Genomic DNA, 25,364 nt, shown 5'->3' on the forward strand with positions numbered 1-25,364 from the left:
GTTGACTCCTATTGAGCGAAGCTTGGGTCTAGGCGGTAAGCTTTGCGAAGCATTGCGGGCCATGCTAATTGACCACCTGTACTACCGCTATGTACGACATTCGCTTGGTTATAAATGTTATCAATAATGGGTTGTGGTACTGGTACAGCTTGTTGTCCAGTTGCTTGAATCGCAACTTGAATCTCGCATGCTCGCTGTAAGTCATAAAAACGCATAAAGGCATCGCCTACCGTTGGTCCAACAGTTAAACCACCATGGTTCACCAGCAGCATATGATTAGTTGTACCTAAGTCATCTTGCAAGCGCTTTTTCTCATCCATATTCACCGCTAAGCCTTCATAGCCGTGATACGACAGTGATGGTAAAGAAAACATACTATGCTGACTCAATGGCAATAGACCACACTCTAAGCTCGCCACTGCAATCGTCTCTTTAGTATGGAGGTGAATAACGCAATGTGCATCTTCCCGTACTTCATGAATTGCACTATGAATGGTAAAACCCGCGGGGTTAATCTCAAATGGTGTATCATCGAGAATATTCCCCTCAAGATCCACTTTCACTAAATTTGAGGCCGTGACTTCATCAAAAGTAAGCCCAAACGCGTTTACTAAATAATGATCCGTCCCCGGCAAGCGCGCCGACATATGCGTATAAATTAAATCTCCCCAGCGAAAGTGCTCAACCAGTCGATAGCAAGCGGCAAGGTCAACACGCAGTTGCCATTCTTCTGCGCTTACTTTTTCTTTTAAATTTAACTGAGGTAATTCGAACATGGGGATCCCTTATTGACTCCACATTTAGATGTATAGAAGTCTAAAATAGCTTAATCATATCTTCAACTAAAAACCACCGCGAACGGTGGTTTTTTATTTTGCTTCATCTCTAAGTTTAATGTTATTCAACTTTAGAGAGGTATTCTGCAATCGCATCAATTTCTGCATCAGTGACATTGGCAACCATTGCTTTCATTGCCGCAGACATACCGTTATTACGATTACCTGATTTGATATCTTTCATCTGCGCCGCTAAATACTCTTTGCTTTGGCCGCTTAGCTTTGGATACAGAGGCATGATTGGTGCTTTACCTTCTGCACCATGGCAGGTTTGACACATCTTTGCAGTGTATAGCGCTTTACCATCTGCAGCCATTGAACTTACTGAACCTAGTGCGCAAATTGCCACAGTAGTCCCTACTAGTAGTTTTTTCATCTTGCTCATATCATTACTCTTTTTATTGACGGTTAACGTTGTAGGTCAGTGTAGACTAAAGTTTGACCTAAAGCCTAATCACTACCACATCAAATCATCTGGGACTTCAAAGTCAGCATAAGGATCATCCTCATCTCCTTGCTGATTGTCCTCAACATGGAAAACGATATATTTCTCGTCTACCTCTGCAATCTTTCTTGCTGGTTCATCTTGTAGCACGTAAAACTGCTCTTCTAAAACACAAATCGCTAAACGCCCCTTCGATAATGCTTTTTGTGTTTCCGCATTAACCTCTAACTCTTTTACCTTATTTTGATAGGTAAAATTAAAGGTGACATCGCCACGGATCGCATCTTGATTATGATGCTCTAAGATCTGTTTGACACGAGCGATCTGTTCTTTGTCTTTTAATGCTTCAAGTTTTGCTTTGTTCAGCTCTTCAGCACGCTTTTGCTGCTCTTGCTTGGTCTGCTCAATATGCTTCTGAAGGTCGGTTTGGTCGCTCGTTGCGCCCTTCTTCTTTTTCTTCTGCTGCTTACGCTTTTGCGTTTTTGCAACTTTCGCTTTGTGCTCAGTTGTTAGGCCAGCTTTCAGCAACTGATCTTGCAGTGAACCCATAATGCCACTCCGTAAAATAGACTTTTCACTATTTTAACTCAGCAATTTCGATTGACCAGAGAGGAATAGGCCAATCCACTGTAAAACTATCAAAATAATTTTATAGCATCGTGATTTAGCGCAAAAAATTGTCAACTAGTTTGCTTTAATTTAAGCTAAGTTATCAAAAATAAAAGCCTTCTTGCTTAATGCCCGTCATTCATTTGTTGCTTTGCTCTGTTACTATTTTTTTTGTGTTGTATGCACCACAGCCGCTGCTGGCTGAATTTGCAGAGCAGTTCAATGTCTCTGCGTCAGATGCAGGTATGCTGATGTCAGCCACCATGCTGCCGCTGGCCATCGCGCCAATCTGTTATGGACTATTACTCGCAAAGTCCAACCCTTTGCGGATCTTAAAATGGACAATGCTACTATTGGCGCTAAGTAGTTTGGCTTTCGCTTCAATGACCTCATTCTCGGGCTTGTTGCTTACACGACTAGTTCAAGGACTGTTACTCCCTGCTGCACTCACTGCCATGACTGGTTATATCGGCCAACAATTTAGTGGCTCTCAGTTGAAAAAAAACATGAGTTTGTACATCGGCAGTACCATTGCCGGAGGCTATTTTGGCCGAACACTTGCGGCAAACTTTGCAGTGTGGTTTGAATGGCAAAGCTTTTATTTCTTAAACGCTTTGTTATTGATCGTGCTTGCTTTTAGTATTCGTGCAAGCAAGAACAAACCACCAATAATTCACGCTACAAGGATCAGAGACTACCTAACACCACTCAAGCAATCGCGCTTGGTTCGGCTCTATAGCTCAGTATTTTGTATGTTCTTTTGTTTTGCCGGGTTGCTTAACTTTTTACCTTTTATCCTCAAATATGATTTTAAGTTAACCGATCCGAGTAAAGTAGGCTGGGTCTATACAGGCTATTTAGTGGGGGCGTTAGGCTCTATCATCACGCCTTGGCTGCAAAGTAAATTTCATTCTACGTGGCGTTTCTTAGCCATGATGTTTTTAGTCTACGCAGTAACTATTTCGCTATTACCTATTGCTTCTATTAGCTTTTTTGTCATTTTATTCACGCTCTTTTGTGCCTGCATGTTTGTGATCCACTCCACCGCTGCACCACTTGCCAACAGCATAAGCCAAGCGCCAGCTACTGTCACAAATGGCGCATATGTGTCATTTTACTATTCAGGAGGCGTACTTGGCTCTTATTTGCCAGGACTGATATACGAGCATGCAGGTTTGTTCTGGTTTGCTGCATCACTGTTTGCGGTATGTGCTCTCGGGTTATTATTCAGTTTGAGAAACACTTTGGATCCAACGAGGTGAATGACCTGTCGACCGCCAAAAGCAGTTCAAATCGTCTAATGTTAAAACCCAAGTTTTGGTGTTCACGAATGGATGACACTGCCACAGCTGTGCGGATTGCAACTCACTATCAAGCCACAGTTCAACATGCTGATTTACATCATTACAAAGCGCAAGCGCAGAAACACAACCTTGCTCAACACCTAGGTATTTAGCCAACCTCTCAGTGGACGCAAAGCCTAGACGAGATACCCCCTGTGCTTTGGATAATGCTTTTAAATCGACTTGCTTATCAGCGGGAATAATAAATAGAAAATGCCGCTTGCCGTAATTGTCTCGTAGAAAAAGGTTTTTGAGGCGTGTCCCTTGCCGGTTTAATGCTAACTTATCTGCATCAAGGCAAGTATGCAAAGGAGGATGATCATAATCGAGGTAGTTGATATTTAGCTCAGCTAACCACTTCGCTAGCACCGCAGGATTGTTTCTAATCACAAACACTTGCCTCTTAGCTGAACGCTACGTTGACGCCAATAAACATCAGTAATTTTGTGACCTGAACCACAATAATCAGCCTCCGTCAGCGCAGGCTTCAATAATGCAACCGCTTGTTCTTCAAGTTTTAGCTTCAGCGCTGGTGAGTCTTCTATACGCTCAAACTCAGCGAAACGTTTTAGATCGCGTCGACTCATCGGCTTACTCGAGTCTAGTTCCATTCTAGGTGTTGCCTCTACCGTCACGATAAACGCAAACTCCTGTTCACCGTTTGGTGCTAGGCGCTTATGAAGTGATTGCTTTTCGATTACGAGTACTGGTTCATCAGACTTAGAGGCGCACCCTGCAAGGGTAGCGAACGCAACAATAAAAAATAGGCAACGTTGAAACATAGCTAACTTAATCATTATACTTTCGCTTCAGTGTAACAAAGACTATAAAAAAATAGCGAAATTTTTTTGCCAAGGGTTGACGAGCAAATAAAAAATGATTAAATTTCGTTTCGTCCAAAAGACGGAATGTGGGGCTATAGCTCAGCTGGGAGAGCGCCTGCCTTGCACGCAGGAGGTCAGCAGTTCGATCCTGCTTAGCTCCACCACTTTCCTTACTTCTTACTTCTTACTTCTTACTTCTTACTTCTTACAAAAACTAATACTAAAAAAGAAAAAAGCCCAAGTCTTTCGACCCGAGCTTTGCAGTTACTTATGTCATTCTGTATTGTGCCAATTCAAGCTATTCTCTGACTTGACCTTCACCGTTCACTAGGAACTTTTCTGTTGTGAGTGACTCCAAGCCCATTGGACCATAGGCATGTAATTTTGTGGTCGCAATACCAATTTCGGCACCTAAGCCTAACGCCGAGCCATCACTAAAACGAGACGAAGCATTAACCATCACAACCGACGCATCAACACCGCGTTGGAATAGCTCTGCCGCCGCTTGGTTTTCCGTACAAATAACTTCGGTATGGTGGCTACCAAAGCGATCAATGTGCGCCAGTGCCGCATCAAAGTCAGCAACCTGACGGATCGCAATTTCTAAACTTAAGTATTCTTCACCAAACTCATCTTCGTTCAGCATCACGGCGTTTTCAAAATACTCTGCGCTTTGCTTACACGCATTTATTTTCACGCCTTTTTCAGCCAATGCAGCGGCCGCTTTTGGTAAGAATGTCGCAGCAATGTCTTGATGTACGACGAGTCCCTCAAGTGCATTACATACACCTGTGCGCTGGGTCTTACCGTTCAATAACAATGCTAGTGCTTTGTCTAAATCAGCATCCTTATCAATATATAAGTGACAAACCCCTTTAAAATGCTGGATCACAGGGACTGTACTATTTTCTGTGACGAAATTAATCAGCCCTTCACCACCACGCGGTATTATCAAATCGATATAATCTTTTTGCTGCATTAGCTCCATTAATAGCCCACGATCTGGGTCTGGAATCACTGAAACCAACGCTGCCGGTAGATCATGCTTCTCTAGAGCTTTATGCATCGCCTTGGCAATCTCCAGTGAGCTCGCTAGCGCCTCTTTACCACCTCGTAAAATCACGCCATTGCCTGATTTAAAACATAACGCCCCCGCATCTGCGGTCACATTTGGTCGCGCTTCGTAAATCATGCAAACAACACCAAGTGGCACTCGCATTTTGCTGATTTTAATGCCATTTGGTCTTACGCCCATGTCTCGACGAGCACCGACAGGATCGTCTAGCTGAATAATCGTTTCGATCCCTTCAGCCATACTTTCAATGCGCGCTTGGTTTAGCGTTAACCTGTCTATCATGGCATCGCTCAGCTGGTTATCACGCGCTGCAGCTAGATCTGCTTCATTGGCTTTGATAATTGCATCGCTATTTTCGCGAATGCCTTTTGCCATATCCGCAAGAACTGCATTCTTTTGCTCTGTAGATAACAGTGCAAGCTTCTTCGCAGCTTTTGCTGCTTGTGATGAAATATCTGTAATTAAACTCATGTCTTAAGACTTCTCCAATAATGCAATATCTTGTTCTGAAATAACGGGTCCGATACTATCTTGAATTTTTTCGCTGATCGGACTTTCTTCTTGTTCGGTTAAAAAGTTAAGCAAACAACTGCTGTAATTCGTGGTTGCCTTAGCTAAGCGCTTGCCATCTTTGCTGCGCACAAGCACAGTATCACCGACAGAAAATTCACCTTTAACTTCGGTAATTTCGTCACCACTTAGCTGCCCAACAATCTGGTCTTCGCTCTCACCATAATCACTTTCGACAACTAGTTCACCTTGCTCTGATGCAGTATGAGTCATCCAATGTACCGCTTCTTGCATCGGTTTATCGTAGGCTGTAAACACGGTGCCTGGGTTCTTACCTGCTAACAATAGCTCGAACGTCGTTTCCTCAAAACCGTTTACAATATAAGTGTCAATGCCATGTGATGTTGCTTTTTCTGCAGCTTCAATTTTAGTTTTCATGCCACCTGTACCTACTTTACTGGTTGGACATCCAGCCATATCGTAGATCTCTTCCGTAATCTCGGTCACTTCAGAGATAAGCTCGGCATCAGCATGTAAATTTGGATTCTTGTTATACAAACCGCTCACATCGGAACAAATAATTAGGCCATCGGCATCAGCCGCTCCTGCAACCATGGCAGACAAGTTATCGTTATCACCAACCTTAAGATCATCCGTTGTAACGGTATCGTTTTCATTGATAATAGGCAGTATTCCGTGATCCAGTAAAGTGAATATTGTTTCACGAATGCTGGTATAGCGTTCTCTGTCACGCAAGTCGCCGTGAGTCAATAAGATCTGCGCTGATGGGAAATCGAAGAAACGGTCCCATGTTGCCATCATTTCAGTTTGACCTGCCGCCGCCATTGCCTTTTTCACGGCAATCGTTGGCTTGTCAGCATTCGGAAATAAATGGGAACCGGCAGCAACCGAACCAGAAGAAACCAAAATAACTTCGATACCTCTTGCTCGACAGCGCACGATAAATTGCGCAATACTGAGCAGATAACGGGATCGACACCCATCTTGCTCCGGTGCAATTAACGCACTTCCGATTTTGATAACTACACGTTTTGACTGTTTCATCGACATAAATTCCTGCTATAAATTAACCATCCACTCACGTGACGGTACCCCAAAGATCCCCTATTAGAAGACGGCAGAAAGCGCAATGCATCGACCATAAAGTCGGCAAATAGATAAAACAAACAGACGTGCGACGGCGAAGACAGTAGTCCCATAACATCGCCACACATGCTAAACCCAGACGCAACAAAAATTTTGTTGGCTGACATTTCACTAATAGAAGATTGATTGTGACACCAAGTATTTAGACCTTGACGTCGAGCCGTTTCCAACAGGTCCACCATGGTTTGGTGCGGCTGGAAAGGCTGTACCGCAATGAATAATTGCGTAATGAGTAGATTGTGAATGACGGTATAAGTTGCCTTACACCTCGAACGCTTATTACCTTAACGTAAGCACGGGTAAGATTGCAACCCTAATGTATGTTAATTATTTATGACCACCATAAATCAATTTAATAATACCCTAGTTTCAATTATTTATTCACTTTACCCTCATTCACACTATGTTATAACTGGATGATAGCTATACTGATAAAAATGTTGGAATAATCCAACCGGGGAGAATCTATGTCAGCAATCTACATTGCCGGTATTGCAGTTTGCTCTGTAATCGCCCAATGGCTTGCTTGGGCCTTTAAGGTGCCTGCTATTTTGTTTTTACTACTGATCGGCTTGGCACTTGGTCCTTTTAGCGGCACCCTTGATCCTGATGCTTTGCTTGGAGATTTACTCTTTCCAGTGGTCTCACTTTCGGTTGCAGTAATTCTTTTTGAGGGGGCCCTTACCCTTCACTTTAAAGAGCTCAAAGGGATCGGAAAAGTAGTCAGAAACTTATGTTCTATCGGGATGTTAGCTACATTTGCCATCATTGCTACTACCGCCATTTTTGTACTCGAACTTAACTGGCAAGTGGCTGCCGTTTTAGGTGCCGTATTGGTCGTTACAGGACCTACCGTCATCGCCCCAATGCTGAACGCGATGCGACCAGATAAAGACATCGACAGAATATTGCGTTGGGAAGGAATAGTAATTGACCCGATAGGTGCCTTGTTTGCTGTTTTGGTGTTTGAGGCGGTGTCACTGGTTGGTGGCGAAGGGATCTTTAGTCATACACTCTGGGCGCTCATCTCCACTTTAGGAGTAGGTATTAGCATTGGAGTAGTCTCTGGCTTTTTAACCAGTTTTTTAATCCGCAAAGAGTGGCTTCCCTTTGAGTTACACAAATTTGCGATCCTCGCTTTAGTGTTATTTAGCTTTACTCTCTCAAACCACCTTAGCCATGAGTCTGGCTTATTGGCGGTGACGATTTTTGGGATCTGGCTTGCAAACCAAGATGATTTGGAAATTGATTCGGTTTTAGAGTTTAAAGAAGATCTTTCAATGATCCTCATTTCTAGTTTGTTTATTTTGCTGGCTGCTAGACTCAAACTCGAAGATTTAATGCTATTAGATACAGACGTGTTTATCTTTTTAGCTGTGGTACTGTTTGTTGCTCGTCCCCTGTCGATTTTCTTGTCGACGTTTAATACTGACTTGCCCATTAAGTCGCGAATTTTGCTTAGCTGGATAGCCCCGCGAGGGATTGTCGCGGCGGCTGTAGGCTCAGTGTTTGCCCTAAGCATGACTAAATCTCAGATTGCTGATGCGGACAAAATGGTACCGCTGATTTTTACGGTAATTATTATCACGGTTGTACTGCAAAGCCTAACAGCCACACCATTTGCACGCCTGTTAGGTGTACGTCAACCTAAACCCAATACCTTACTCATTATTGGTGCAAACCACGTTGCTCGCGCCATAGCTAAAGGCTTAAAAGACCAAAATGTCGATGTTTATCTGTCCGATCCCGCTTGGGAAAACTGTAAAATGGCGAGAATGGACGGCTTACCTTGCTACTATGGAAACCCACAATCCGAGCACGCAGAGCGTTATCTACCGCTGACAAGTTTAAAGTCGGTATTGGCACTTTCTCCAAATCGCCATCACAACGCCCTTGGCGTGCAGTATTTTTCACACTTGCTTGGTGATCAATTTGTCTACTCGCTTAAGTCGTCGACCAACCATGCAAAAGCCAATAAAGACAGCGCAACCTTCCTTTCACGCCAGATTTTATTTGGTGAAGAAGGTAACTACGCCAAGCTAAGTAGCATGATGGCTAAAGGGGGGAAAGTGAGTGTCACTCGAATCTCTGATGAGTTTAAATGGGAGCAATATCAAGAGGTTAATAACGAGGCGATTCCACTGTTTGTGCTTACTGAGCAGAACAAAGATGAAGAGCCTGTGTTGATCCGGCCTTTTACTTCACAAATGAAAAAGCTACCAGAAGAAGGGGATCGAGTCATTGCGCTACAACCACCAAAGCTCACCGTGCTGAAAGATCCCAATGCCAGTAAAGAGGGGCAAATTGGTGCCAAGTTGAGTAATCAACAGATCACTTAATCTGAGTTCCCCCTGAAAAAGCTGAGCAGTATAAATTTATGCGGCTCAGCTCAATACTGGTTATATCAAATGTATTAAGTAAACGAGCTATTTGAAGCGCAGAAATAGCTTTAGTAGCTAGACAAAAATTTTGCGATTTAGATGTGAGTAATGAACAGGCTCACCCTTTATATTTGTAAGTGCGCCGCTGGCTAGTTAACCTGAACTCGGGATAAGAAGTTAGTTAATCAACTAAAATACCTAAACTCAAAAACGTGATACCACTCTAGCCAGAAGTTATTGCTTAATACAAGGCAAATTTGCGCGTCAATAGCTGGCCTATTGCAAGCAAATTTAACGCCGTAGTAAGGAATAACAGCTGCTAGAGAACAAGTTGTTATCCCGAGTTCATTAACCTGAACTCGGGATAAGAAGTTAGTTAATCAACTAAAATACCTAAACTCAAAAACGTGATACCACTCTAGCCAGAAGTTATTGCTTAATACAAGGCAAATTTGTGCGCCAATAGCTGGCCTATTGCAAGCAAATTTAACGCCGTAGTAAGGAATAACAGCTGCTAGAGAACAAGTTGTTATCCCGAGTTCAGGTTAGTGCAGAAGCTTTATCTATATCGGTAACCTAGCGCGTTTTACCACACTATCGGGCATCTTTTCAGCTAGCTGAGAAAGGGCAAGCTGAATGCGCTTATGCAGTTTTTTGTCTGCAACGGCAGAGTGAAATAACCAACGATAGGCGTCTTCATAATCTCTTGGACTACCGTGACCGCGATTAAACACATCTACTAGACGCAACTGAGCATTTAGATTACCCAATGCTGCGGCCTCTCTTAAGTAGGTAACCGCCATCGCTTTGTCTTCTTGTACCAACTGACCGACATCATAATAGCGCCCAAGTTGCTCTAGGGCCGCTGCTAAGCCTTGCTCAGCGGCTTTTTTCATATAGTGCAGACCCAACTCAACATTACGGTCGACACATACCGCATAAGCAAGCATGTCGCCATAGAGAAACTGGTATGAAGGCAGTGCCATAATTTCGGCGCGGGCCTCAATATCTTTGACTAACTGGCATTCATCCGCCTTAACTCGTGCTAGATGCTGGTTTTTATTAATGAGTTCGAGCAACTCTTGCTGAGTGTACAAAGGCACAGCCTCAATCGCCTCTTCAGCCGATGCATTCCCATGTATAGCAAGACCAAGAGAAGCACCTAACAGCGGTGCAGCAATGTAACGAAGTAAGTAGTTCATTGGAGACCCATTAAATTAAAGCTAGTTTTTTAACTATAGCAGGCAGCAGAAGCAGCATGCTTGCGCTACAGCATTATTGATTAGCATTATTCAGGCCAAAGTGTAACCACTCTTTGGATGCCCGAAGCATATGCACTCTATTTAATATCGGCAGGTAACGAAAAAGTTGTAGGGTGACTGGCACAAAAAAAGCTGCAAAAGCAGCTTTTTCGTCTCTAAAATCGCTGAGAGATTATTCAGTAAATGGGTTACGAACAATCATTGTCTCAACACGATCTGGACCAGTTGAAATAATATCAATTGGTACACCTGTGATTTCTTCTAGGCGCTTAATGTAGTTAATTGCCGCTTCAGGAAGCTGCTCAACAGTAGTAGCACCAAATGTGTTTTCGCTCCAACCAGGCATTGATTCATAAATCGGCGTTACTTTTTCATAGCCTTCAGCCGCTAGAGGAGTTACATTCGTCACCGTACCGTCTTCTAACTGATAGCCAGTACAGATTTTTACTGTTTCTAGGCCATCAAGTACGTCTAGTTTAGTTAAACAGAAGCCGCTAATACTATTGATTTGAACGGCACGGCGCATCGCCACTGCATCAAACCAACCGGTACGACGCAGACGACCAGTCGTAGCACCAAATTCGTGGCCTTTTTCACCTAAGTGCTTACCAACAGGGTCTTGCTTATCTAGGCCGTCATATAATTCTGTTGGGAAAGGACCTGAGCCTACACGGGTAGTGTACGCTTTAACGATACCCAACACATAATCTAAGTGTAGAGGGCCAAAACCAGCACCCGTAGCAACGCCACCTGCAGTCGTATTTGAAGAGGTTACATATGGGTAAGTACCATGGTCGATATCAAGCAATGTACCTTGCGCACCTTCGAACAAGATGTGATCACCTGCATTACGCGCTTGATCAAGTAGCTCAGTTACATCAACGATCATAGACTTAAGTACTTTTGCAACTTCCATTGCATCATCGTATGTCTTCTGGAAGTCAACTGGGTCTACTTTGTAGTAGTTAACCAACGCAAAGTTGTGGAACTCAAGTACTTCTTTTAGTTTCGCTGCAAATTGCTCTGGATTGAAAAGATCGCCAACGCGCAGACCGCGACGTGCAACTTTATCTTCGTATGCAGGGCCGATACCACGACCTGTTGTACCAATTGCTTTCTCGCCACGGGCAAGTTCGCGTGCTTGGTCTAGTGCAACGTGGTAAGGCAAAATCAAAGGACATGCTTCACTGATAAGCAGACGCTCACGAACTGGAACGCCACGCGCCTCAAGCATGTGGATTTCTTTCATTAGTGCATCTGGTGCTAATACTACACCGTTACCAATCACACATTTAACGTCTTCACGTAGCACACCTGATGGGATCAAGTGTAATACCGTTTTTTCACCGTTAATTACTAGTGTATGGCCTGCGTTGTGTCCACCTTGATAGCGAACAACTAAAGAAGCCTTATCTGTAAGTAGGTCTACTACTTTACCTTTACCTTCGTCACCCCACTGGGTGCCCAATACAACGACGTTTTTACCCATTGCAAATTCACTTAGAAAAAATTAGGCGCAGATTTTATCAGAAAACCATAGTCGAGATCATCCCAATTTGCCTAATTTTTCTGCTTTCATCGATATTCATTAATTTCGTTATCTCGTTAAAAAATATAACTCATTGAAAAGGCGGCTGAATAGGCACTAGAAAAGATGACTAATAAATTTTTATATCAAAATTCGCAATCCATTCGAATTAATCGATAACTATCTCCTTGTTATCAAAAGTAAACTTCTCGTAAAACGCAAAAAGCCCGACAATTTAACGTCAGGCTTTTTTGTTATCGTCACTACAGCCAATACGCAAATGTGGCTGCGGACTAATAGGCTATAGCTCTAAATCGTCTTCAACTTCAGCAAGGCCTTTACCCTCTGCATCTTCAGGGATGGTAGCTTGTGCCAGTAGCATTTCTCTAAGTTTGCCTTCAATTTCGTTGGCAATCTCTACATTCTCTTTTAAGAACTTAATTGAGTTAGCTTTACCTTGACCAATCTTATTGCCCTTGTAGCTAAACCATGCACCCGCTTTATCGACTAGCTTGTGTTTAACCCCAAGGTCAATCAACTCACCTTGCTTAGAAGTACCTTCACCATACATGATGATAAACTCAGCTTGTTTAAATGGTGGCGCAACCTTGTTTTTCACAACCTTAACACGCGTTTCGTTACCAACTACTTCGTCACCTTCTTTTACAGAACCGATACGACGAATATCTAAACGCACTGAAGCGTAGAATTTAAGCGCATTACCACCTGTAGTTGTTTCTGGGTTACCAAACATCACACCAATCTTCATACGAATTTGGTTGATGAAAACACATAGTGTATTCGAACGCTTGATATTAGCAGTTAGTTTACGTAGTGCCTGAGACATTAGACGAGCTTGCAAACCAACGTGTGAGTCACCCATGTCGCCTTCAATTTCCGCTTTTGGTGTTAGGGCTGCTACTGAGTCAACAATAACCACATCAACCGCACCAGAGCGTACTAGCATGTCACAGATTTCAAGTGCTTGTTCGCCTGTGTCTGGCTGTGACACTAGCAGCTCATCAACATTAACACCGAGCTTTTCCGCGTAAATAGGGTCAAGTGCATGTTCCGCATCAACGAAAGCACATGTTTTGCCCAGCTTTTGCGCTTCAGCAATCGCTTGTAACGTTAGTGTTGTTTTACCCGATGATTCAGGACCATAGATTTCAACAATACGACCTGTTGGTAAGCCGCCGATACCAAGCGCAATATCTAGACCTAATGAACCAGTTGAGATGGCTTCAATATCTAGTGCCTTGTTCTCACCTAGCTTCATGATTGAGCCTTTACCAAACTGACGCTCAATTTGTGATAGTGCTGCGTCTAGTGCTTTTTGCTTGTTATCGTTCATTTGCTTCTCCAATTCAGCGTAATGACACCTAGTATACTGTATGAAATTACAGTATCAAGTATAATTTTATGAATTTACTATCTCTATTACATTTTTTAAAACAAATTCAATAGCTTGAACTCTAACTTCAGCTCTATTTCCAGCAAAAACTTGATGAAATGTGTGCACACTAACAGTATTTGCAATCGCAAACCATACAGTACCTACAGGTTTTTCAACACTCCCACCCGACGGCCCTGCAATACCCGAAACCGCAATCGCAACTTCGGCATTCGCCACTCGTTGCGCACCACGTGCCATTTCTAATACTGTTTGTTCACTCACCGCTCCATATTGTTCTAATGTCTGCTGTGATACTCCCAATAATTCGTGTTTGGCTTGGTTGCTGTAAGTCACAAAACAGCGATCGATATAAGCAGAACTTCCAGGGGTATCCGTTAACGCGTAACTCACTCCTCCCCCAGTACATGATTCTGCGGTAGTGATTGTTATGCCTTTATTCGTTAGAATAGCGCCCAATTGTGCCGCATATTCGGCTATCTCTTTGTAGTGCTCCATAGGAAAACCTTTTAGGTATCAACAATGTCGTCAGATCTATATTCAGAACACACTATAAACCAACAAACCCCAATGATGCAGCAATACCTGAGAATAAAAGCTCAGCATCAAGAAATTTTGCTGTTCTATCGTATGGGTGACTTTTACGAGCTCTTTTTTGACGATGCGATTAGAGCGGCACAGCTGCTAGATATTTCTCAAACCTATCGTGGTAAGGCAGGCGGCAACCCAATTCCAATGGCTGGCGTTCCCTATCACGCAGTAGAGAACTATTTAGCACGCTTAGTACAACTTGGTGAATCCGTAGCCATCTGTGAGCAAGTAGGCGACCCTGCAACCAGCAAAGGTCCTGTTGAACGTAAGGTAGTCCGTATTGTTACCCCTGGTACAGTAACAGACGAAGCGCTGCTGCAAGAGCGTCAAGATAATTTATTAGCCGCGGTCTACCAACACCCAAAGCAGTTAGGTTATGGCGTAGCGTATCTAGATATAAATTCAGGTCGCTTCAATATTGTTGAACTAAAAACAGATGAGGCGCTGAATTCAACCTTACAACGTCTACAACCCGCAGAGTTATTGTACCCTGAATCATTTCAAAATCTTTTAGTACTTGAGTCTATAAAAGGCAGTCGCCGCCGCCCAGATTGGGAGTTTGATTTAGATACAGCAAGACATTTACTCTGCCAGCAATTTGAAACTCGCGATTTAGTTGGCTTTGGTGTTGAAAATGCAGAAATGGGACTTATCGCAGCGGGCTGCGTCATGCAGTATGTCAAAGATACACAACGGACAGCATTACCTCATATTCGCGCCATCACGCTCGAAAAGAATGAGCATGCGGTGATCTTAGATGCTGCGACACGTAAAAACTTAGAGCTCACTGTCAATTTATCCGGTGGCGTTGAAAACACCCTTGCTCAGATCTTAGATAAGTCGTCGACTGCAATGGGTTCTCGACTGTTAAAGCGCCGGATCCATACCCCAGTTCGCCAACGCCAAGAGCTCAACGCTCGTCTTAATGCCATCGCCAATCTTATCGAACAGCAACTATGCATGGAAGTTTATGACGCATTGAAGCAAATCGGCGACATTGAACGCGTCGTAGCGCGCCTTGCGCTGTTTACCGCGCGTCCAAGAGATTTAACCAGACTAAGAAGCGCTCTGCAGGCTCTGCCACCGCTACACGACATTCTACAAGATGCACAAGATCCTCGCATCCAATCCATTGTTAGCCAGTCGCCTGCATTGCCAAAACTGCAGGACCTATTAGAACGCGCGGTCATTGATAACCCACCAGTGCTTATTCGCGACGGTGGCGTTATCGCTGAAGGTTACCATGCAGAGCTTGATGAACTTCGCGCATTAAGTGCAGGGGCAACCGATGTACTAGAAAAACTCGAAGAGCGTGAGCGTGAACGTACAGGTATTTCAACACTAAAGATTGGCTATAACCGAGTTCATGGATTTTATATTGAGATCAGCCGTGCTAATTCACACTTGGTGCCAGCAGAGTACATTCGCAGACAAACACTGAAGAATAATGAGCGCTACATTATTCCAGAGCTAAAAGAGCATGAAGACAAAGTACTCGGTAGCCAATCAAAAGCCCTTGCGCTTGAAAAACGCTTATATGAAGAACTGTTTGAACTAATCGCTCCCTACATTGAGCAGTTACAGGTAATGGCAGCTGCACTTGCTGATTTAGATGTATTAAATACCTTAGCTGAACGTGCCCAGACACTTGACTATTGCAAGCCAACTCTAACCGACGGCACTGAAATCGATTTGCAGGATGGCCGTCACCCTGTGGTTGAACAGGTAAGTAAAGAGCCCTTTATTGCCAACCCGGTCAAGCTAAACGATGAGCGTAAAATGCTGATTATCACCGGTCCCAACATGGGCGGTAAGTCGACTTATATGCGCCAAACTGCATTAATTGTGTTAATGGCACACATAGGGAGTTACGTACCGGCAAGCGCAGCAACGATTGGTTTAGTCGACCGCATCTTTACACGCATTGGAGCCAGTGATGATCTCGCCTCAGGGCGCTCAACCTTTATGGTTGAGATGACTGAAACCGCGACCATTTTAAACAATGCCACGGCACAATCCTTGATATTAATGGATGAAATCGGTCGTGGGACCAGCACCTATGATGGCCTATCTCTGGCCTATGCCACAGCGGATTATCTCGCCAGTAAAATCGCTGCAAAAACATTATTTGCTACCCACTATTTCGAACTCACCGAGCTTGCAGAGCAACAAGCCGGTCTGGTGAATGTGCACCTTGACGCTGTTGAGCACAACGACACAATCGCATTTAAACATACGGTAATGGAAGGTGCTGCAAGTAAAAGCTTTGGTCTGCAAGTCGCAAGCCTTGCGGGCGTACCAAAAGCCGTTATTAAAATGGCGAAACAAAAACTGGCCTTATTAGAGCAGCACCAAAGCGTGGTTGGCGATCAGCCAAGCGCAGCTCAAGCCCCTGTGCAGCAAAGTCTTATGCTTGCCAATGAACCTTCAGAAGTGGAAGTTTTGCTAGCTGATATGGACCCAGATGACCTAACTCCTAAGCAGGCACACGCCTTGCTTTATCAACTAAAGTCTCTGCTATAAATAGCAAAAAAGCGGCTGTTCAGCCGCTTTTTTTATCTCAAATTATTTTGAGATTAAAACGTGTGGTTATACTGTAGACCAAAGATCATCGCGTGACCTTTTGAACGGAAGCCCCATTCGCTTTGAGCTTTGTCGGTCTCGATAAAGTTTTGTGTCTTACCTCTTAGTAAGCTGATCCCAAAATCAACAGTTGCTTGATTTGGTAAAGTGTATTCAGCACCAAAAGAGTACCAAGTACGATCGGTATCTGGGATTGAAATTGACAGAAGCTTTTCATCCGCAGGAGACTCGTCATAGGCCATACCAGCACGTAACTTAACATAGTCATTTAGCTGATAATCTGCACCAAACGCAAAACGTAGTGAGTTCGAGAAGTTTTCTTCTTTCGTGAATGCTGACTTTGAAGTACCGATGATCGCCTCAAGCTCATCAAAGCTACTCCAGCCCGTCCACAATACGCTATAGTGCACAGAAGTTGCTGCATTTAATTTATGCGAACCAGAAATCTCAGCAATCGCAGGTAAAGTAACATCTACATAGCCAGGAACTGATACATTGCTGGTTCCGCCCATAGTTACTGGTAAAGCGCTGCGGAAGTGACCATCAAAAGTGATGTCTGTTTCGCTGCGATAATGGAAGCCAAGGCGATTGTCTTCATCGATTTGATAAGCTACACCCACATTCCAACCAAAGCCTGTGTCATCACCTTCAAGATGCACTGCTTCAAGGCTAGCTGGTTGACCTAGGTTGTTCACACCCAAATTGCGGATAATTTTTGCATCGGCATAAACATGGTTAATACCCAATGCAACACTCCACTGCTCATCAACTTGGTATGAAGCGGAAATACCTGCGTTAACGGTAACGATTTCAGTTTCACCTGCAATTTGACCGGCAACATAGTCTTTATCAAATTCAGTCGATAGGCCGAACTGTGAATATACACCTGCACCAATAGACCATTTGTCATTGTATTTGTGTGTTGCATAAATAGCAGGAACAATGGCGCTAGGCGCGATGCTGTTGTCATTCAATGCAGCAGCTGGAACGCCATTGTTTGTACTAGTACCTGTTAGACTCACATCTGGCTGAACGTACATAGCAGCAACCGAAAGTTGAGTACCTGATAGTTGCCCCATCAACGCTGGGTTACGCGCAACAACAGATGCATCATCCGCTGCAGAAGCCTCACCCGCATATGCGCGGCCAAGACCAGATACGTTTTGCTCTGCTAATTGGAAAGCAGCAGCCAAAGCCTGTGAAGACGACAAAATCGCACCCGAGGCAATAAGACCTAATAATACTTTGTTCATTCTCTAATCCCCTGTGAATTAACCACTGATAAGCCAATGATTAAAAACTTTTTAGGGCCAAATATCATGCTAATTCTGATAGCACTAAGCATCAGTTCACTGAAGGTATCGGCACCCAATAAATAAGCCAAATAACCTAAATTCGAAATAATATCTGGTTAGCCTAGTCTCCCATTTTTGAGCTTACGCATTTCAATGAGTTAACTAACTTCTTATTCCAAAATCGGTCAAATAATAAATTCCCGACACCCTACCTAAAAGCAGACTAGAAATCTTCTTTTTTGCGACTTTTTGTTGATTAAGTGAACATTTAACGTACAAATTACGCACTTTATAAGCTCATCGGATGAGTTAACCACCCAAATGATAATAATTACCAATATCATTGACGGATATTAGTCTCTTATATAAACTCATGACTCTAAGTGTGAATCAAATCTGTGCGCTACTCGTAGCAAGGAGAACAACATGTCTGTAGCATTACTGTTTTTGGCATTAGTATTTTGCGGTATTAGTGTTTACTGTCTATGTAAAGCAAACTATTGCGCCTGTCGTCATGCAGGTGAATGTGACAACCCAGTGAACCAGTATTGGTTGAGTGCGATAGCCGCAGCACTGCTTTCGCTATTGTTAAATTGTTCAGCGCTGCACGCTGAAAATGGGACTTTGCTGTGGATATTGATGATGGCTAGCTGCATGACAGGCGCGCTGCTTTCAGCGAAATGGCAGAACCTCAAGCGGCGTTGTAAAAATGCTTTCTCTCCTGTTGCTCAGTCTAAATCTTGAATCAAAAACTTATGCTTAGTCAGAGTACTCCGCCACTACCGTGTTAAATTTGCTTGCAATAACCAAGAGGTTAAATAAGCAACTGATCTCGTAGCAAACGAGAGAGATTAATTTGGTAATCCAATGGTCTCACGCTCGCGATTACTTTTATTTCTGACTCACTTAAATCTAAGTCTTTTGCTGTAACATGATGTAGATGTTTGGTGTTATAAAATACTCGAACCAATGGTGCTGTAGGAGCATGCTTGTTCCCCTCAAGTACTAACCCTAACCTTTCATTAGTCAGTTTAACTATCGTACCAACAGGGTGAACCCCTATGCATTTGATAAACCGCTGGACCAAGATAGGATCGAATTGTTTCTTACTCGATAGTAAAAATCGCAGGGCATTAATGGGTTCATCAGCCTCTTTGTGGTATTGATCTGCTGTAATGGCATCATATACATCGACAATGGCCATCATTCTTGCAGCAGTACTAAGTGCGTCACCTTTGATCCCTCTTGGGTAACCCGTACCATCAAGTCGCTCGTGATGATTGATGATCATATCCAACATGATCGGCGTAATCCCTGATTCCCCCTTACTCAACCCCAATGATTGCGCTACATGCTTTTTTACTGCTCGGTACTCAAGCTCCGTAAAACTGCCGGGCTTATTAATCAAGCCCTGAGGTAATTTGGCATGACCAATATCATGTAACATCGCCCCCATGGCTAGTTGTTCAATAATATGGTGCTGTAGTCCTAAGTGCTTTCCAAATACGGTGATCAAAATGGCGCAGTTAGTCATATGACGCCAGTTGTAACCATCTTTGTCTTTAATTCGGGTTAAAATAGCCATTGCATTGGTGTTACGCAGCACTGAAGCGACAATGTCCTTACTCACTTCATTAATTAACGTCATATCCACTTTGAGGCCGGATGTTACATCACCATATAAGCTTTGGATTTTACGATTGTTGTTCTCGAACTTTTGCATCGCAACTGCAAACTCTTGTTGCAGTGTTTGTTCTTTCGTTTGTGTTTTAGGTTTGCTTTTAGGCTTACTACGCGTAGTAGATAAACTGCCTTCGCTCCCCTGTTTTGGCTCGGTTTCAGTTGTTTCAACCTTAGCTTCGGTTTGAGGCTTTTCTGGCTGTTGGTATTTTTGCGGAACCGGAATATCACTTTGTGTAAAGTCAATGGTTAGCTCAAGTACACCTTTGTCTACGAGCTTTTGAATGATCGATTCATCTCTAACCATACCCCGAGATTTGATCTTAACACCCGCGTCAGATTTGTGCTTATGAACACTATCCACAAACATACCTGGTTTAAGGTCTTCAATAGGGAGAACAATCTGCATGAATCGTTTACACTACAAGTTTAGCCAATGGATATTAATACCATTGAATGAGATAAAACACCATCTATTCAGATTAAATTCACACTATTGTATTGAATATTGCAAGCAATCGGAAAATGAATGTGAGCAGCTTTTAAACGACATAACGAGGGGGAAAGCCCCGCGAACAGGGCTCTGGAAAGGGTGCTATTCTTGGAAGTAAGTTCCCCAGCCATCGTATTCAACACCAGCGTCCATTGCGACCTTTTCTAACTTTTCTACATCTTCCATAATAACATCTGTATCAAGTTCAGCTTCAACAACCACATCAAAGCCCCAAATCTTGCCACCATCTTCAAGCTCAAGCTCAGCTGGCTCTTCAACATCGTAACCCAATTTAAATGCGGCAAGTGCTGCTGCTTCTAACTTGTCAAAGTCTTCACACACAAAGTGGTGCTCTACTTCATATAGCGTCTCAGGGTTTGAACCATCTTCAAGTAATGAAGAAACGATGTCTTCACTTATTTCACGCCAGTTTTCCATTATTGTACTCTCGCTTTTGCATCTAGTTCAGCTATTCTTTGTGCCATTTTAGCATGGATCTGAACTGCGTGATCCCTTGCTGGAACTTCTGGATCTAAATTTATCGGTTCCAACATATCAATATACACTTTACCGTTGTTCCAGCGGTTCAGTTTTATCTGTTCATGGGTAGAGCTCATACATACAGGAACAATGGGCACATTTGCGCTCATCGCGGTATGAAAGGCTCCCGTTTTAAACGGCAGTAGCCCACGACCATAGCTACGTGTGCCTTCAGGAAACATCCAAACAGATAATTTTGATTCTGTGATCTTTTTTGCAGATTTAGTAAGTGTACCCAGTGCTTTTGAGCGATTTGCTCTATCGATGAGGATATTACCTGAGAGCCAATACATCTGACCAAAGAAAGGGATCCACTTTAAACTTTTCTTACCCATACTCACCGTATTTTTTGGCACTACGGCTGGTAGGGTGAATAAATCATAATTATTTTGGTGGTTAGCAATATACATTGCCGGAACCACATCTTTGGCCTTTTCATGGCGAGTAATAACGAGCTCCACGCCAATCAATTTAGACATATAGCCATACCACTTGGCAATAGTATGTACATTATTGGCGTGAAAAGGGCGCACAATACACAACAACAAGCCCAAAATACCACTTACAATAATAAATATTGTTAAAAAGAGAATTCGTATGATGGCAATCAATTTAACCACTCCAGAACTAAAATCTGGCGCATTATAGTAAAATTAGCGAACACTTGTAAGCTCAAAATAATGATAGTTTAAAGAATGCCACAGGCTATCAAGGTTGCTCTAGTTAAGGTATTGATCTGAGGGGAAAATAAAAATGCCGCTAGCGTAGCGGCATTTAAAACACGATTTATCATTTTTGCAAAAATTTAGCTCATTGCACTTTGCAATTTTTTCATTGCTGATTTTTCTAGCTGACGTACACGCTCAGCTGAAACGTTATACTTTTCAGCGAGATCTTGTAATGTCGCCTTGTCATCAGCAAGCCAACGTGCACTTACAATGTCCTGCGAGCGCTCGTCTAAGGTCTTAAGTGCTGCAAACAGACGATTATGTGATTGCTCTTGCCACTGCTCTTGCTCAACTTCTTCTGCAAGGTCGCTGCTGGTGTCTGTTAAATATTGTACTGGAGAAAAGTTGCTTGTTTGCCCTTCGTCTTCATCGGCTGATAGGTCAAAACCCATATCTTGACCAGCCATACGCGATTCCATCTCACGAACTTCTTTCTCACTTACACCAAGTTCATTAGCGACCGTAGTCACCTCATCTTGGTTAAACCAACCTAGACGCTTTTTGTTTTTGCGCAGGTTGAAAAATAATTTACGTTGCGCTTTTGTCGTTGCAACTTTAACGATACGCCAGTTTTTCAATACGTATTCATGAATTTCAGCTTTAATCCAATGTACTGCAAAAGAGACTAGGCGCACACCCACACTTGGGTCAAAACGCTTTACAGCTTTCATTAATCCAATATTACCTTCTTGAATTAAGTCCGCTTGAGGTAGGCCATAGCCAGAATAACTTTTCGCAATGTGTGCAACGAATCTCAAGTGAGACATGATAAGTTGCTTAGCTGCGTTAAGATCCCCTTCTTCCTGAAGGCGTGTCGCAAGTTGTTTCTCTTCCTCGGCACCCAACATAGGTATTGTGCTAACCGATTGAAGGTAACCCTCAACGCTTGCGCTTTGCTGACCTGTTAGTGCTAGTGCGTATAAATCTTTCGTCATTTTTCACCTCAGTGATAAACCGTTTCGTGTATATTTAGCACTCTAACATCTAGAGTGCTAAATGCAATCTACTTTATCTAATTTTTAAAATCAACCTTTTTATAACGCCTCAAAGAAAAACGCATAATCAATTGATTTATATATAAAAATAATTAAATGGTGCGTGCTATTTTACGATGTTATTTTTTTATGACAGTGCTAAATTTGATTCGTTCGACAACTTTGTGTGCTAAAACACGATGATAAGTCGCATTAGACTGCTAAAGATTAGCAGTCTAATGGCATTTGCTATACTTTCTCGGGTTCAATCTCTTTAATATAGCGATGAACGGAAAGAAAAGATCCCACAAAACCTAATGCGATGGCAGTACCGAGCAGCACGAGCAGTTCATTACCTGTCAACCCTTGAAGCACAAAACTACTTTGATATACCCCAACCACAGTGGAGACCGCAGATTCTAGCCACCAAAGCATGAGTACTACACAGATAAAGGCAACGAGCCCACCAACAATACCGTACCATACACCAGTCCATAGAAACGGGGCCTGAATAAAGGTATTTGTTGCGCCAACTAATTTTAGCACCTGAATTTCTTCTTTTTTATCCATGATCGATAGGCGTATCGTATTTCCGATAATTAAAATAACTGCACTTAGCAATAAAAATCCGACTGTGATCACACTCTCTTTTAATAAGCCAAGTAATGCGTTTAATCGCTCAAGCCATTCAATATCAAGTTTACCAAACTCAACTTCGCGCTCTTTTTCTAACTTAGTAAGCAACTCTGATGCTGCTTGTGGCTTTCGATAACGGCTAACAGGAGTAACCAGTACCACATTAGGTAAAGGATTTTCCTCTAAGTAATTCAGCGCCTCGCCAAACCCTGACATCGTTTTAAATTCATTCAAAGCTTGGGCTTTATTGATCAAGACCACTTTTTCAATTTCTGGATACAATGCCAGTCGTTTCACCAAGGTTTGCGTTTGCGCTTCTGACATCTCGTCTTTCACAAACAGTGAAATCTCCGACGCTTCCTTAAAGCCGCTACTAACCTGCTGCACGTTTTTGACCACAACATAAAGTGTTGCTGGTAACGTCAAGCTCAACCCCAGTACTAAAATAGTCATTAAAGAGGCCATCGGGGTTCGCCACATTTCACCAAGGCTTTGTATACCTTGACGAATAATCATCAGGCAAAAAAAGTAAAAATGGTGGAAAATTGACTTTTTACCTTGCTCAGTCTGACTACCACGCCCTTTAAACAGCAAACTCATAATGTGCCCTCCGCTAGCGGATCTTGCAACATACGACCTTGGTTAAGGGTAAAACTGCGGTATTTCATCCGAGCAATTAACCCAAGATCATGAGTAGCAATAAGGACTGAAGTGCCGTGTTGATTAAATTCCTCAAATAAACTAAGAATTTCCATCGACAGCTCTGGATCTAAGTTTCCTGTAGGCTCATCCGCAAGCAATAAAGGTGGTGAATTTACAATGGCTCTCGCTATACCGACCCGCTGCTGCTCACCGCCAGACAAAACACTGGGATGACATTTTACTTTATCAAGTAAACCAACCTTATCTAGCGCAGCGTGAACCCGTTTAGTGATTTGTTTATGGTGAGTACCTTCAATCACCAGCGGCAAAGCGACATTATCGAACACACTATAGCGCTCTAATAAACGGTGGTTTTGGAAGATAATACCAATATCGCGACGCACGAAAGGAACTTGTCTGTTAGATACGGTGTTTAAGTCAACACCATTAATATAAACACGGCCTGCTGATGGCCTTTCCATCACGCTGACTAATTTTAATAACGTACTTTTACCTGCGCCACTGTGGCCGGTTAAGAATGCAAGCTCTCCATTACCTAGTTCAAAACTCACCTTTTCCAGTGCTTTGTGTCCACCGGGGTAAGTTTTGCTCACTTGCTCAAATTTAATCATGCTGGCCTCTTATACTTATTCTTGCCATTGGCACTCAGTCCTTGGCGATTGTAGCAATTCGGCAATCGACAAAGCGGGCAAATTTGCCCGCCTTGTTGCAACTGATGTCTCTATTTACTCTTGACTGAACAGCGCCTCGATAAAGTCATCGCTTTTGAAGGTACGTAAGTCATCAATACCTTCACCTACACCGATATACCTAATGGGAACTTTAAATTGATCTGCAACAGAGAAGATCACCCCACCTTTCGCAGTGCCGTCAAGCTTAGTCAACGCGATCCCTGTTAACCCAACAGCCTGATTAAACAGTTTTACCTGACTAATGGCATTCTGACCAGTACCAGCATCAATTGTTAACATCACTTCATGCGGCGCATCCGGATCAAGTTTTTTCATTACTCGAGCTATTTTTTCAAGCTCTTGCATCAAGTTGTCTTTATTCTGTAATCGACCCGCTGTATCTGCTATTAATACGTCAATATTTCTTGCTTTAGCAGCTTGAAACGCATCAAACACCACTGAGGCTGAGTCAGCACCGGTATGTTGTGCAACAACCGGAATGCTATTTCTTTCGCCCCAAACCTGCAATTGTTCAACGGCTGCCGCTCGGAAAGTATCGCCTGCCGCAAGCATGACTGACTTACCTTCACTTTGAAACTGCTTTGCAAGCTTACCGATAGTCGTAGTTTTACCCACGCCATTTACACCGACCATTAAAATAACGAAAGGTTTTTTATCGGTCGGGATAGCAAGGGGTTGCTCTGCCGTTTTTAAAATCTCCGACATTTCCTTTTTCATTAAATCATAGAGTGCTTCGCCATCTTTTAACTGCTTTCGGTCAGCGGCATCGGTCAGGTTATCGATGAGCTTCATGGTGGTTTCAACACCAATATCAGCGGTGAGTAACTGAGTTTCTAAATCTTCAAATAACTCATCATCGATTTTCTTACCTTTAAATATAGAAGCAAACCCTGAACCTATATTAGCTTTCGTTTTTAGCAGGCCTTTTTTAAGGCGAGAAAATAACCCCTCTTTTTTAGGTTTGGGTTCTTCTTTTGCTAATTGTGCTTGGCGCTCCGCTTCTTCACGTTCCGCTTCTTCACGTTCCGCTTCTTCACGTTCCGCTTCTTCACGTTCCGCTTGTTCTTTGGCTAACTGCGCTTGGCGTTCCGCTTC

At 43.0% G+C, this 25,364-nt stretch carries 23 protein-coding genes and 1 tRNA gene; 5 read left to right on the forward strand and 19 right to left on the reverse strand.

Features of this window, described 5'->3' with window-relative positions; genetic code table 11:
• Positions 1-8: 8 nt before the first annotated feature.
• The 3 genes from CEX98_RS21170 to CEX98_RS21180 form a co-directional block, all read right to left on the reverse strand.
• Positions 9-776 carry a class II aldolase/adducin family protein gene (locus CEX98_RS21170; RefSeq protein WP_099643975.1) on the reverse strand — a complete coding sequence of 256 codons (768 nt, stop codon included), beginning with the start codon at positions 774-776 and terminating at the stop codon, positions 9-11.
• A gap of 121 nt (positions 777-897) precedes the next feature.
• Positions 898-1,221, reverse strand: a complete 324-nt coding sequence (locus CEX98_RS21175; protein ID WP_099643976.1) for a c-type cytochrome — start codon at positions 1,219-1,221, stop codon at positions 898-900.
• A gap of 72 nt (positions 1,222-1,293) precedes the next feature.
• Positions 1,294-1,830 (reverse strand): DUF2058 domain-containing protein, encoded by a 537-nt coding sequence (locus CEX98_RS21180; protein WP_099643977.1) that lies wholly within the window; start codon positions 1,828-1,830, stop codon positions 1,294-1,296.
• Positions 1,831-2,018: 188 nt separating this feature from the next.
• Here CEX98_RS21180 and CEX98_RS21185 point away from each other — a divergent pair, with 188 nt between their 5' ends.
• Positions 2,019-3,152, forward strand: coding sequence for an MFS transporter (locus tag CEX98_RS21185; RefSeq protein WP_099643978.1), 1,134 nt, complete (start codon positions 2,019-2,021; stop codon positions 3,150-3,152).
• Here CEX98_RS21185 and CEX98_RS21190 read toward each other — a convergent pair.
• Positions 3,114-3,623: a prolyl-tRNA synthetase associated domain-containing protein gene (locus tag CEX98_RS21190; RefSeq protein ID WP_099643995.1), complete on the reverse strand. Its 510-nt coding sequence runs from the start codon at positions 3,621-3,623 to the stop codon at positions 3,114-3,116. The two genes, CEX98_RS21185 and CEX98_RS21190, sit on opposite strands and share 39 nt — an antisense overlap.
• The gene (locus tag CEX98_RS21195) at positions 3,620-4,030 is read right to left on the reverse strand and encodes a hypothetical protein (RefSeq protein ID WP_242441780.1); all 411 of its coding nucleotides are present in this window, start codon (positions 4,028-4,030) and stop codon (positions 3,620-3,622) included. The genes CEX98_RS21190 and CEX98_RS21195 overlap by 4 nt, the downstream gene beginning before the upstream one ends.
• A gap of 115 nt (positions 4,031-4,145) precedes the next feature.
• On the opposite strand from CEX98_RS21195, the gene CEX98_RS21200 reads away from it, so the two are divergent.
• Positions 4,146-4,221 (forward strand) — tRNA-Ala (locus CEX98_RS21200).
• Between the two features lie 134 nt (positions 4,222-4,355).
• On the opposite strand, the gene CEX98_RS21205 is transcribed toward CEX98_RS21200, so the two are convergent.
• Together CEX98_RS21205 and proB are read right to left on the reverse strand one after the other, a co-directional pair.
• Positions 4,356-5,603, reverse strand: coding sequence for a glutamate-5-semialdehyde dehydrogenase (locus tag CEX98_RS21205; protein ID WP_099643979.1), 1,248 nt, complete (start codon positions 5,601-5,603; stop codon positions 4,356-4,358).
• 3 nt (positions 5,604-5,606) lie between these two features.
• Positions 5,607-6,713, reverse strand: a complete 1,107-nt coding sequence (gene proB / locus CEX98_RS21210) for a glutamate 5-kinase (protein ID WP_425334956.1) — start codon at positions 6,711-6,713, stop codon at positions 5,607-5,609.
• A 563-nt stretch (positions 6,714-7,276) separates the two neighbouring features.
• On the opposite strand from proB, the gene CEX98_RS21215 reads away from it, so the two are divergent.
• A complete protein-coding gene (locus CEX98_RS21215; protein ID WP_099643981.1) occupies positions 7,277-9,148 on the forward strand; it encodes a cation:proton antiporter in 1,872 nt (623 codons plus the stop codon).
• A 605-nt stretch (positions 9,149-9,753) separates the two neighbouring features.
• On the opposite strand, the gene CEX98_RS21220 is transcribed toward CEX98_RS21215, so the two are convergent.
• The 4 genes from CEX98_RS21220 to CEX98_RS21235 all read right to left on the reverse strand — a co-directional run bounded on the left by CEX98_RS21220 (position 9,754) and on the right by CEX98_RS21235 (position 13,892).
• Positions 9,754-10,392, reverse strand: coding sequence for a tetratricopeptide repeat protein (locus tag CEX98_RS21220; protein WP_099643982.1), 639 nt, complete (start codon positions 10,390-10,392; stop codon positions 9,754-9,756).
• A 232-nt stretch (positions 10,393-10,624) separates the two neighbouring features.
• Positions 10,625-11,941 carry an adenylosuccinate synthase gene (locus CEX98_RS21225; RefSeq protein WP_099643983.1) on the reverse strand — a complete coding sequence of 439 codons (1,317 nt, stop codon included), beginning with the start codon at positions 11,939-11,941 and terminating at the stop codon, positions 10,625-10,627.
• Between the two features lie 340 nt (positions 11,942-12,281).
• Entirely contained in the window at positions 12,282-13,334 is a 1,053-nt protein-coding gene (gene recA / locus CEX98_RS21230) for a recombinase RecA (RefSeq protein WP_099643984.1), read from the reverse strand.
• Between the two features lie 66 nt (positions 13,335-13,400).
• Entirely contained in the window at positions 13,401-13,892 is a 492-nt protein-coding gene (locus tag CEX98_RS21235) for a CinA family protein (protein ID WP_099643985.1), read from the reverse strand.
• A gap of 24 nt (positions 13,893-13,916) precedes the next feature.
• Here CEX98_RS21235 and mutS point away from each other — a divergent pair, with 24 nt between their 5' ends.
• Positions 13,917-16,508, forward strand: a complete 2,592-nt coding sequence (mutS, locus tag CEX98_RS21240) for a DNA mismatch repair protein MutS (RefSeq protein WP_099643986.1) — start codon at positions 13,917-13,919, stop codon at positions 16,506-16,508.
• 53 nt (positions 16,509-16,561) lie between these two features.
• Here mutS and CEX98_RS21245 read toward each other — a convergent pair whose 3' ends face one another.
• Positions 16,562-17,821 (reverse strand): outer membrane protein transport protein, encoded by a 1,260-nt coding sequence (locus CEX98_RS21245; RefSeq protein ID WP_099643987.1) that lies wholly within the window; start codon positions 17,819-17,821, stop codon positions 16,562-16,564.
• A gap of 468 nt (positions 17,822-18,289) precedes the next feature.
• Between CEX98_RS21245 and CEX98_RS21250 the strand changes: the two genes are divergently transcribed.
• The gene (locus CEX98_RS21250) at positions 18,290-18,607 is read left to right on the forward strand and encodes a hypothetical protein (RefSeq protein ID WP_099643988.1); all 318 of its coding nucleotides are present in this window, start codon (positions 18,290-18,292) and stop codon (positions 18,605-18,607) included.
• 70 nt (positions 18,608-18,677) lie between these two features.
• On the opposite strand, the gene CEX98_RS21255 is transcribed toward CEX98_RS21250, so the two are convergent.
• The 7 genes from CEX98_RS21255 to ftsY form a co-directional block, all read right to left on the reverse strand.
• Positions 18,678-19,952 (reverse strand): HD-GYP domain-containing protein, encoded by a 1,275-nt coding sequence (locus tag CEX98_RS21255; RefSeq protein ID WP_099643989.1) that lies wholly within the window; start codon positions 19,950-19,952, stop codon positions 18,678-18,680.
• Positions 19,953-20,138: 186 nt separating this feature from the next.
• Positions 20,139-20,474 (reverse strand): ribonuclease E inhibitor RraB, encoded by a 336-nt coding sequence (gene rraB / locus CEX98_RS21260; protein WP_099643990.1) that lies wholly within the window; start codon positions 20,472-20,474, stop codon positions 20,139-20,141.
• Positions 20,474-21,187, reverse strand: a complete 714-nt coding sequence (locus tag CEX98_RS21265; protein ID WP_172439825.1) for a 1-acylglycerol-3-phosphate O-acyltransferase — start codon at positions 21,185-21,187, stop codon at positions 20,474-20,476. Before CEX98_RS21265 ends, rraB begins: the two co-directional genes overlap by 1 nt.
• Positions 21,188-21,381: 194 nt before the next feature.
• Complete coding sequence (gene rpoH, locus CEX98_RS21270) at positions 21,382-22,239, reverse strand: RNA polymerase sigma factor RpoH (protein ID WP_099643991.1); 858 nt, start codon at positions 22,237-22,239, stop codon at positions 21,382-21,384.
• 288 nt (positions 22,240-22,527) lie between these two features.
• The gene (gene ftsX / locus CEX98_RS21275) at positions 22,528-23,514 is read right to left on the reverse strand and encodes a permease-like cell division protein FtsX (protein ID WP_099643992.1); all 987 of its coding nucleotides are present in this window, start codon (positions 23,512-23,514) and stop codon (positions 22,528-22,530) included.
• On the reverse strand, positions 23,511-24,188 hold the full coding sequence (gene ftsE / locus CEX98_RS21280) for a cell division ATP-binding protein FtsE (RefSeq protein WP_099643993.1): 678 nt from the start codon (positions 24,186-24,188) through the stop codon (positions 23,511-23,513). The genes ftsX and ftsE overlap by 4 nt, the downstream gene beginning before the upstream one ends.
• Before the next feature lie 114 nt (positions 24,189-24,302).
• Positions 24,303-25,364, reverse strand: a 1,062-nt coding sequence (gene ftsY, locus CEX98_RS21285) for a signal recognition particle-docking protein FtsY (protein ID WP_099643994.1), incomplete at its 5' end; no start/stop codon positions are given.

Source organism: Pseudoalteromonas piscicida (assembly GCF_002744175.1).
Lineage (GTDB): Bacteria > Pseudomonadota > Gammaproteobacteria > Enterobacterales > Alteromonadaceae > Pseudoalteromonas > Pseudoalteromonas piscicida_B.